This is a genomic window from Frankia sp. AgB32, from assembly GCF_023243045.1.
GTDB lineage: Bacteria > Actinomycetota > Actinomycetes > Frankiales > Frankiaceae > Frankia.
The window spans coordinates 1-8,743 of sequence record NZ_JALKFX010000092.1; the positions used below are offsets into that span (position 1 = coordinate 1).

5 protein-coding genes are annotated in these 8,743 nt (G+C 71.0%); 3 read left to right on the forward strand and 2 right to left on the reverse strand.

What is annotated here, in order from left to right:
• Window positions 1-136 precede the first annotated feature (136 nt).
• Window positions 137-2,368: a DUF459 domain-containing protein gene (locus MXD60_RS21595; protein ID WP_248821159.1), complete on the reverse strand. Its 2,232-nt coding sequence runs from the start codon at window positions 2,366-2,368 to the stop codon at window positions 137-139.
• 548 nt (window positions 2,369-2,916) lie between these two features.
• On the opposite strand from MXD60_RS21595, the gene MXD60_RS21600 reads away from it, so the two are divergent.
• The 3 genes from MXD60_RS21600 (at window position 2,917) to rpsA (ending at window position 8,156) form a co-directional block, all read left to right on the forward strand.
• Window positions 2,917-4,524 (forward strand): ArnT family glycosyltransferase, encoded by a 1,608-nt coding sequence (locus tag MXD60_RS21600; protein WP_248821160.1) that lies wholly within the window; start codon window positions 2,917-2,919, stop codon window positions 4,522-4,524.
• Complete coding sequence (locus MXD60_RS21605) at window positions 4,451-6,157, forward strand: acyltransferase family protein (protein ID WP_248821161.1); 1,707 nt, start codon at window positions 4,451-4,453, stop codon at window positions 6,155-6,157. The genes MXD60_RS21600 and MXD60_RS21605 overlap by 74 nt, the downstream gene beginning before the upstream one ends.
• A 526-nt stretch (window positions 6,158-6,683) precedes the next feature.
• Complete coding sequence (rpsA, locus tag MXD60_RS21610; RefSeq protein ID WP_248821162.1) at window positions 6,684-8,156, forward strand: 30S ribosomal protein S1; 1,473 nt, start codon at window positions 6,684-6,686, stop codon at window positions 8,154-8,156.
• A 135-nt stretch (window positions 8,157-8,291) separates the two neighbouring features.
• Here rpsA and MXD60_RS21615 read toward each other — a convergent pair whose 3' ends face one another.
• Entirely contained in the window at window positions 8,292-8,483 is a 192-nt protein-coding gene (locus MXD60_RS21615; protein ID WP_248821163.1) for a Trm112 family protein, read from the reverse strand.
• Between the last annotated feature and the right edge of the window lie 260 nt (window positions 8,484-8,743).

Consider the following 8,743-nt stretch of genomic DNA (forward strand, 5'->3'; position numbering starts at 1 on the left):
CCTTCGCAACCAGCAACTCACCCAGATACAACCCGTCCTGCCCGGTAATCCCGGTAATCAACGCACGCGGCACGACGATCCTCCTGTAGACCACCCGGTACTGGGCGGAAGGTTAGCGCCAGGTAAACCGGGCGGGTCATCCGGGTCCCGCTCCCGCGGCCTGCGGGGCGGTCGCGGGCGGTCCGGCGGCCTGTGCTGGCTGGCCGTTGCCGCCGGGGGCCTGGGCGATCCGGAGAAGCTGCGGAATGATCGCCGTGCCGATCCGGCGGGCACCCCCATTCGTGATGTGCACGCCGTCGTCGTCGCGCAGGCGCACGCCGTCCAGGTCGTCGACGTACCTGTTACCCGGAGTGAGAATGGGGGTGATGTCAATGACGCTGGTGCCGGGATGGCGGGCGGCGGCCGCGCGGAGCAGCACGTTGAAGCGCAGGACCCGCTCGGGCTTGGTTTCCGGGAAGATGCTGCCGTCCGACGCCTCGGTGGGTTTGAAGATCGGGGCGGTCAGCAGGACCACCTTCGCCCCTTTTGCCCCAAGTGTGTTGATGGCCAGGTCGAGCTCGCGGCCGAGGTAGGCGTCGTAGTCCGCGTTGCCGATGTGCCTCCAGGTGCCGTTGAGCAGCTGGTCGGTGATCTCCCAGCGGCCGACGAGCAGCATCGCCATGGTCGGTCTGACCTCGTCGACCCGCTTGGCGAAGCGCTCCGGCCACTGGTCACAGCCCGCGGGTGGCGGCCCGACCTCGCCCTGGAACCGCCGCTCGGGGTTGCGGGCGATCCCACAGCCGAGCATCGAGTAGTCGTGGATCTCCATGCCCTGCGCGGCGGCCATCGTCGAGAAGTCGCTGAAGCCGAGGGTGAGTGCCACCGAGTCGCCGCCCAGCAGCACCTTCATCGGCGCCCCGCCGGCCCGCACCGCGACCGCCGGCTGGGGGTCGGCCGCCGCCTGCCGCGCCAACGCCTCGAGCTGGGCCGGCGTGCGCACGGATGCCGGGGTGCCGGCGGTCGCCAGGAGCAGGACCCCGAGCACCGCGCCGAGCGTGGCGGGAACCGTCAGTCGCGGTTTCGGCAGCCGCACCCGACCTCGCCGGATCGGGTTCTCCACCAGGTGGAACGACGCGAGGGTGACGGCCAGCGTGACGCCGAGGCGCAGCAGCAGGAGGACGACCCCGTCCGCGCCGGTCCGGGTGGCCGTCAGGGTCAGGAAGATCGGCCAGTGCCACAGGTACAGGCCATACGAGATCCGGCCGATGAACGTGAACGGCGCCCAGGCCAGCGCCCGCGCGAGCGGCCCCCGCGGGGCCTCCACGATCGACGCGACGAGCACCATCACGACGATGGCCACCCCGAGGAAGCCGCCCTCGTACAGCGGCCGGCTCTGGCCGCTCACCGTCGTCCAGACGGCCAGCAGCGTCACCGCCGCCAGGCAGCCGACGACCGACAGGACCGAGCGCGCCCGCGCCGAGATCGGCTTCGTCCGCTGGCCCCGCCACACCGCCAGCGCGGCGCCCACCAGCAGCGCCTGGGACCGGCTGTCGGTGCCGTAGTAGATCCGCGAGGTGTCCGTCCCACGGGTCAGCAGGACGAGACCGACCACCGCGGAGGCCGCCGCGCCGAGCACGGCGATGGTCAGCGCGAGGGACTGGGCCTTCTGGCGCTGGCGGCGCCAGCGGTCCACCGTGCGCGCGCTGTGCCGCATCAGCAGGAACACGACCAGCGGCCACAGGACGTAGAACTGTTCCTCGACCGACAGCGACCAGGTGTGCAGCAGCGGCGACGGCGCCGAGAAGTGGTTGAAGTAGCTCTGGTCGGACAGCGCGAACCGCCAGTTCGCCACGTAGAGCAGCGTCGAGAGCGCGTCCAGGCGCAGCGTCCCGACGTCGCCGGGCGCGGCGATCCACCGGGCGTAGGCCGCCACGCCGACCAGCAGCACCAGCAGCGCCGGCATCAGCCGCCGGGACCGGCGGATCCAGAAGGTGCGCAGGTCGATGCGCCGGGTGTTGCGGTACTCGGTGATCAGCAGGCCGGTGATCAGGAAGCCGGACAGCACGAAGAACGTGTCGACACCGAGCAGTCCACCCGGCATCCACGAGATGCCGGCGTGGTAGGCGATGACCGCCAGTACGGCGAACGCGCGCAACCCGTCGAGGGCGGGCAGGTGACCCAGCGCCGCGAGAACGGGACCGGTGGCGTCGAGGTCGTCCTCCGGGCGAGGGGGACGGGGGGAACGCGCCCGCTGCGGTGGCTCGTCCGACGGGTGCGGCATCGGCCGGCCGGGAAACCGCGGGGCGACGGGTTCGAACCGGCGCGCGCCGACGGCCGTGTCGTACCGGGCCGGCCGGTCGTACCGGGCGGCCTGTCCGGTGCGGGTCACCGGACGCTGCTGGTACGCGTCCACATCCGGGCGCGGGCGCTGGCGGTCCGCGGGCGGCCGACGCCGGGCCTGCGCGGGCGAACCCGGCCGGACCCCGCCGCCGCGCGTGAGGATCGGCGTGGTGTCGGCCGGCTGCTCACCGGCCTGCTGGCGGGGACGACCTCCCGAGGCGAGCGGGACGGTATCGGCATCGTTGCTGCTCAGCCTGGTCCCTCCTCAGCGGTCGCGGAGCACCTCGATCACCGCCCGGTGATGTCGGACGGGTCTGTCGTCGGTCGGTTCGCCCGACGGGCGCGACGCCCCGTCAGGTACGGATCACGGAGTGCCCCGACCGCGTCGATGCATCCGAGCGGAAAGGCTAATCGCAGCGCCACGGGACAGTGCACGCGCGGTGGGTTTGCGCGCTTGATGAGGGACGCGCTCTGTGCCGGGTACCAGCACGTTGGTACCTTCCGCCCGTGTCGGAGACCACGGCGGGGTACCCACAGACGGTGGGGTCGTCGGTTCGTACGGGTGGCGGGGCGGGCGGCCTGCTCCGGGTGCCTGGAATGCCCGCGGGGCCCGGCGGGCGCGGGCGTCGGACGGTGGTCGCCCGGCCCTCGCGGTGGCCCCTGTGGCTGGCGGCCCTGTGCCTGCTGGGTTTCGGCGTCCGGATGTTCTATCTGTTCCACTGGCTGCACCCGATGGTGGCGCTGGGCGACGCGTACTACTACCACCAGGCGGCGAACCTGTTCGCCAGCGGACGCGGGTGGCCGGATCCCTACGAGCTACGCGAGACCGGCCGCTACATCGCCGACGCGCAGCACCCGCCGCTGACCAGCGCGCTGCTCGCGGTCCCCTCGCTGCTCGGCTTCACCAGCTTCGTGTCCCACCAGGTCTTCTCCTGCCTGCTGGGGGTCTGCTCGATCGTCGTGGTGGCCCTGGCCGGACGGCGGATGGCCGGCCCGGCGACCGGCCTCGTGGCGGCCGGCCTCGCCGCCGTTTACCCCGGCATGTGGCTCAACGACCCGCTGGTGATGTCGGAGACGACCGGAATTCTGGCCTGTTCGTGCATCATTCTGGCCGGATTCCGGTTCGTGGATCGCCGGCGGATGTCCGACGCCGCCTGGCTGGGGCTGGCGCTCGCGGCGGTGATGCTCGCCCGGGCGGAGCTGGCGCTGCTCGCCCTGACCTTCGTCGTGCCCCTGGTCGGGCTGGCCCGGCGGGCGTCCTGGCGTCGCCGGGCCGCGCTGCTCGCCGTCGCCGCGGCGACCTGCACGCTGGCCATCGCGCCGTGGGTCGCCTACAACCTGGAGCGCTTCCGCGAGCCGGAGTACCTGTCCACCGGGCTCGGCTCGACGCTCGCGGTCACCCACTGCCCGACCACCTACGCCGGCCCCCAGCTCGGCTGGTGGTCGTACGACTGCGCGCGGGCGCTGCCGAAACCGCCACTGGAACGCTCCGAGCGGGACGTGTTCTACCGGGACGCGGCGGCCGACTACATCCGCACCCACTCCGACCGCCTCCCGGTGGTGGCGGCGGCCCGCCTCGGCCGCACCTGGGGGTTCTACCACCCCTGGCAGCAGATCCATTTCGACCAGGTGGAGCTGCGGCCGCCTGGGCCGAGCACCGCCGGAATGGTGACGTTGTGGCTGTTGGAACCGACGGCGCTCGCCGGCGTGGTCGTGCTGCGTCGCCGCCGGGTCGCCACCCTGCCCCTGGTCGCCGTGCCGATCACCCTCAGCCTCGCGACGCTGGTGGTCTACGGGACGACCCGGTTCCGGGCGGCGGCCGAGCCGGCGCTGGTGCTGCTGGCGGCCGTCGCGATCACCGCGGCGGCCGAGTGGCTACGGTCGAGGCCCGGGCGCACCTCCGGAACACCCCCGGGGGGCGTACCCTCGTCCGGCGGATCCGGCGAGCCCTACGGCGGTCCCGACCGGGTGGGCGGGCCGGCGCCAACGCGGGGACCCGATCGTGTCCCCGGGATCGAACGTCCCCGGCATGCGACGCGGTTACCAGGAACGGGGGCGCGATGCGACAAGCCCGAGGCCGCTGGTACGTTTTTCGTGTGCCGGACACTGCGTATCTTTGGGCACCCGTTCAGTGACAGATCATCTGCTGTCCCGGTCGTCTGGCGACGCCACTGGCGGAGCGGTCGGCACCACCTCGATTCCTGATCCTCGGCAGCCGACCGTCCGGCGTCCGCCGAAGGTTGTCTTCACCGGATTCGACGGACTACGCGCGATAGCGGCGATCATGGTTGTCGTCGTGCACTCGTCCTTTCCCGCCGGGATCACGCTGCACAGCTCCGCGGGCCCCTATTTCGCCCGCGCCGAGGCCGGCGTCGCGGTGTTCTTCCTCATCTCCGGTTTCCTGCTCTACCGCCCCTTCGTCGCCGCCCGGTTGAACGGGACCGGTGGGGCGCCCACCGCCGGGTATCTGGTGCGGCGGTTCATGCGGATCTTTCCGCTCTACTGGCTCGCGCTCGCCGTCACGCTCAACGTCGTCAGCGACGACCGGGTCGGCGTGCACGGGCTGGCCGGGATCTTCCAGACCGGCCTGCTCGTGCAGGGCTACCACGCCGGCTGGGCCATCCAGGGGCTCACCCAGGCGTGGACCCTCGACATCGAAGTGGCCTTCTACCTGGCGGTTCCCGCCTACGCGTGGCTGCTCGGCCGGCGCCGGCGCCCGGCCGAATCCCAGGTCCGGGTGGAACTGGCCGCGCTCGCGGTGACCTTTCTCGCCTCGAAACTCGTGCACTACCTGGTCATTCCGCACAGGTCGGGCTGGCTGAGCGGCTGGGGCGTGTGGCTGCCGGTCTGGTGGGACCTGTTCGCCATGGGGATGACGCTCGCCGTGCTTTCCGCGCGGTACGCCCAGCTCGACCGCCAGCCCCGCTGGGCGTCGCTGCCCGGTTCCGGTACGGCCTGCTGGGCCGTCGCCGCGTTCTTCTACTGGGTGTCGGCCAGGCACGCCGACCTGCCGCTGGCGCCGATCTTTGTTCCCGACCGGCTGCAGGACATGAACCGGCACCTGTACTACGGACTGTTCGCGCTGTTCCTGCTCCTGCCCGCGGTGTTCGGCCGTCCGGACCGCGGAATCGTCCGGCCACTGCTCGCCAGCCGGCCGATGGTCTTCCTGGGGACGATCTCGTATGGCGTCTACCTGTGGCACACGACCGCGATCGACCTGGTCCTTCAGCACAGCGGCTGGACCTTGTGGAAGATCCCGTACGGACAGTTCCTCGCGATTGTCCTGGGACTGACGATCGTTCTGGCCACGATCACCAACCGGCTCGTCGAGCGGCCCGCCATCCGGCTCTCCCATGGTTGGGCGCGCCGGGTGGATGCCTGGGTGGCGCGGCGCCGCGGCGGTCGGGTCGACCCCGTCGCCGTCGCGGTGCCGGGCGCCGCCGCGCACTCCGGGGCCGTGCCCGTCGCCTCCTCACCGGGCGGTGGAACGTCAGGCGGCGGAGCTCCGCTCGTCGACACTCCGACGGTGCCCCTGCCGTCCCGGTCCGCGGGGACCGTGGCGCGGTCCGCCGGCTGGAGTGGAACAGGTCGTCCGGCTGATCCGCGCGAGACCGCGGTGAGCGCGGGCCGGTCGGTGCCCGGCGACGCGGAGCGCGGCTGGGTTCCCCGGGCCTGGCAGCGGCCGCCGGTCGCGGGGGGCCCGCAGGGCCCGCGGGTCGAGCCGACCCGGGTGACCCGGCAGCGGCCGGGTCCCACCGGAGGCCCGGGCGGCGCGCCGATCGACGGCGGCGCTGAAACCGACAGGCCGTCGAGTGGTGAGCATCACACGGCCGGGTAGCTCGGTCACTGACCGCAGGCGCCACCCCCGTCGTGGGGTGACCCATGGTTCGGTCGGCCCGGGACATCGCGGTCACCCTCACCGTCCGGACACAGACCCCTATAAATCGGTACACATCCGGAATGTGGCCATTGATCTGGCCGTGCTGTGTGAGCTTGGCGGATCGGAGCGTGAGGGTGCGGGGTCGCGGCCGGGTGATCGCCGGAGGGGGTGATCGGCCAACCGTGTCGGCGCGGAGGACGGACGGTCGGATATGGCTACTTATGGGCTCCTTGTGTCTGCGTAGCGTGACCACGGTCGCGAGCCGCGAGCGTCTTGGCGCCAACTCCCGTTGACCACCCCCGACCCCCGTCCCTAGACTCGTGTCTGTGCACGAGGGTCCGTGGGTCTCAGACCGAGCGGATCCACTCGAGCGTCGTTATCGGTTCTGACAGTTTCTTCGTTTCGCGCGTTGTATCTGTCCCTCGGTCCCGGCGGTTCGATCCGGCCCTCGCGCGGACGACCACCCTCAGTCGGAGCCGACCCCTTGACGAGCACCACCGACGTACGACCCGTGGAGACCGTGACCACCTCGCACACCACACCCCAGGTAGCGGTCAACGACATCGGCTCTGCCGAAGACTTCCTCGCTGCAGTCGACAAGACGATCAAGTTCTTCAACGATGGGGACATCGTTGACGGCATCATCGTCAAGGTTGACCGGGACGAGGTGCTGCTCGACATCGGCTACAAGACCGAGGGCGTGATTCCGTCCCGGGAGCTGTCGATCAAGCACGATGTCGACCCGCACGAGGTCGTGAGTGTCGGCGACCACGTCGAGGCCCTTGTCCTCCAGAAGGAGGACAAAGAAGGCCGTCTGATCCTGTCCAAGAAGCGCGCCCAGTACGAGCGCGCCTGGGGCACGATCGAGAAGCTCAAGGACGAGGATGGTGTCGTCACCGGCACCGTCATTGAGGTCGTCAAGGGCGGTCTGATCCTCGACATCGGCCTGCGTGGCTTCCTGCCCGCCTCCCTCGTGGAGATGCGCCGGGTCCGCGACCTGCAGCCGTATGTGGGTCGGGAGCTCGAGGCGAAGATCATCGAGCTGGACAAGAACCGCAACAACGTCGTGCTCTCGCGGCGTGCCTGGCTGGAGCAGACCCAGAGCGAGGTGCGCTCCGAGTTCCTCGCGCAGCTCGCCAAGGGTCAGATCCGCAAGGGCGTCGTCAGCTCGATCGTCAACTTCGGCGCCTTCGTCGATCTCGGCGGTGTCGACGGCCTCGTGCACGTCTCGGAGCTGTCCTGGAAGCACATCGATCACCCGTCCGAGGTGGTCGAGGTCGGCCAGGAGGTCACCGTCGAGGTTCTCGACGTCGACCTGGACCGCGAGCGCGTCTCGCTGTCGCTGAAGGCCACCCAGGAAGACCCGTGGCGTCAGTTCGCCCGTACCCACGCGATCGGTCAGGTCGTGCCGGGTCGGGTCACGAAGCTGGTGCCGTTCGGTGCGTTCGTCCGGGTAGACGAGGGCATCGAGGGCCTGGTCCACATCTCCGAGCTCGCCGAGCGGCATGTGGAGATCCCCGAGCAGGTCGTGAACGTCGGTGACGAGATCCTGGTCAAGGTGATCGACATCGACCTCGACCGGCGCCGGATCAGCCTGTCGCTCAAGCAGGCCAACGAGGTCGCCGGGCTGGCGGTCGACGGCGAGGCGTTCGACCCGAGCCAGTACGGCATGGAAGCCAAGTACGACGAGCAGGGCAACTACGTCTACCCCGAGGGCTTCGACCCCGAGACCGGCGAGTGGCTGCCGGGCTTCGAGGAGCAGCAGGCCGAGTGGGAGCGTCAGTACAGCGAGGCGCAGTCGCGGTTCGAGGCTCACCAGGCCCAGATCCGTGCCGCGCAGGAGGCCGACGCCGCCGCGGCGGCACCGTCCTCCTACACCTCGCAGTCCGAGCAGGCGCCCTCGGCGATCGACGAGGAAGCCCTGCGCCGGCTGCGGGAGCAGTTCGGCCGGGAGTGACCACAGTCCGGCAGTAACAGCCTTGGCAGTAACAGCCCGGTAGTGGCAGGCACACGCGATGGGGCCCGAGGAAATCTCCTCGGGCCCCATTCGTCTGTGCGCGGCCGGCTCACGCCGCCGCCGCGACCGGGTCGGTCAGCGAACCGCGCGACCGGCGCGGGCCTCCGCGGCGTCCACGTGGTCCGGCCGCAGCAGGATCGGGACGTCGCCGCGGACCTCGTAGCGGTGGCCAAGTCGCGGGTTGACCAGCCAGCCGTCCTTCAGCTCCAGCGGCCCCTTGTCGACCGGGCAGGCGAGGATCTTCAGCAGGTCGGGGTCGATGCTCATGTCGGCGTCGGCTCCTGTTCGCTCGTCGTGGGCAGCGATCGGCCGCCGCGAGGGTGGACGCATGGATGGAACCCGTCGAGCATCCCAGACACCCGCCGCCCGCCGCGCGTCCCGGTCCGCCGCCCTTCGCGGGATCGGTCCTTTACGTCACCGGAGCGGAGACATAAAAGGGTCCGTGGAGTAGCGTCGGCTATGGTCCGCGGCCGGGCGCCCGGCCGCCGCCGCCCCCGTGTGCCGCGCATCGAGAGCCCGGGTGGGCG

Coding starts and splice junctions, on each gene's coding strand:
- MXD60_RS21615 (WP_248821163.1), bottom strand. CDS start 8,483: ATGAGCATCGACCCCGACCTGCTGAAGATCCTCGCCTGCCCGGTCGAC.
- MXD60_RS21600 (WP_248821160.1), top strand. CDS start 2,917: ATGCCCGCGGGGCCCGGCGGGCGCGGGCGTCGGACGGTGGTCGCCCGG.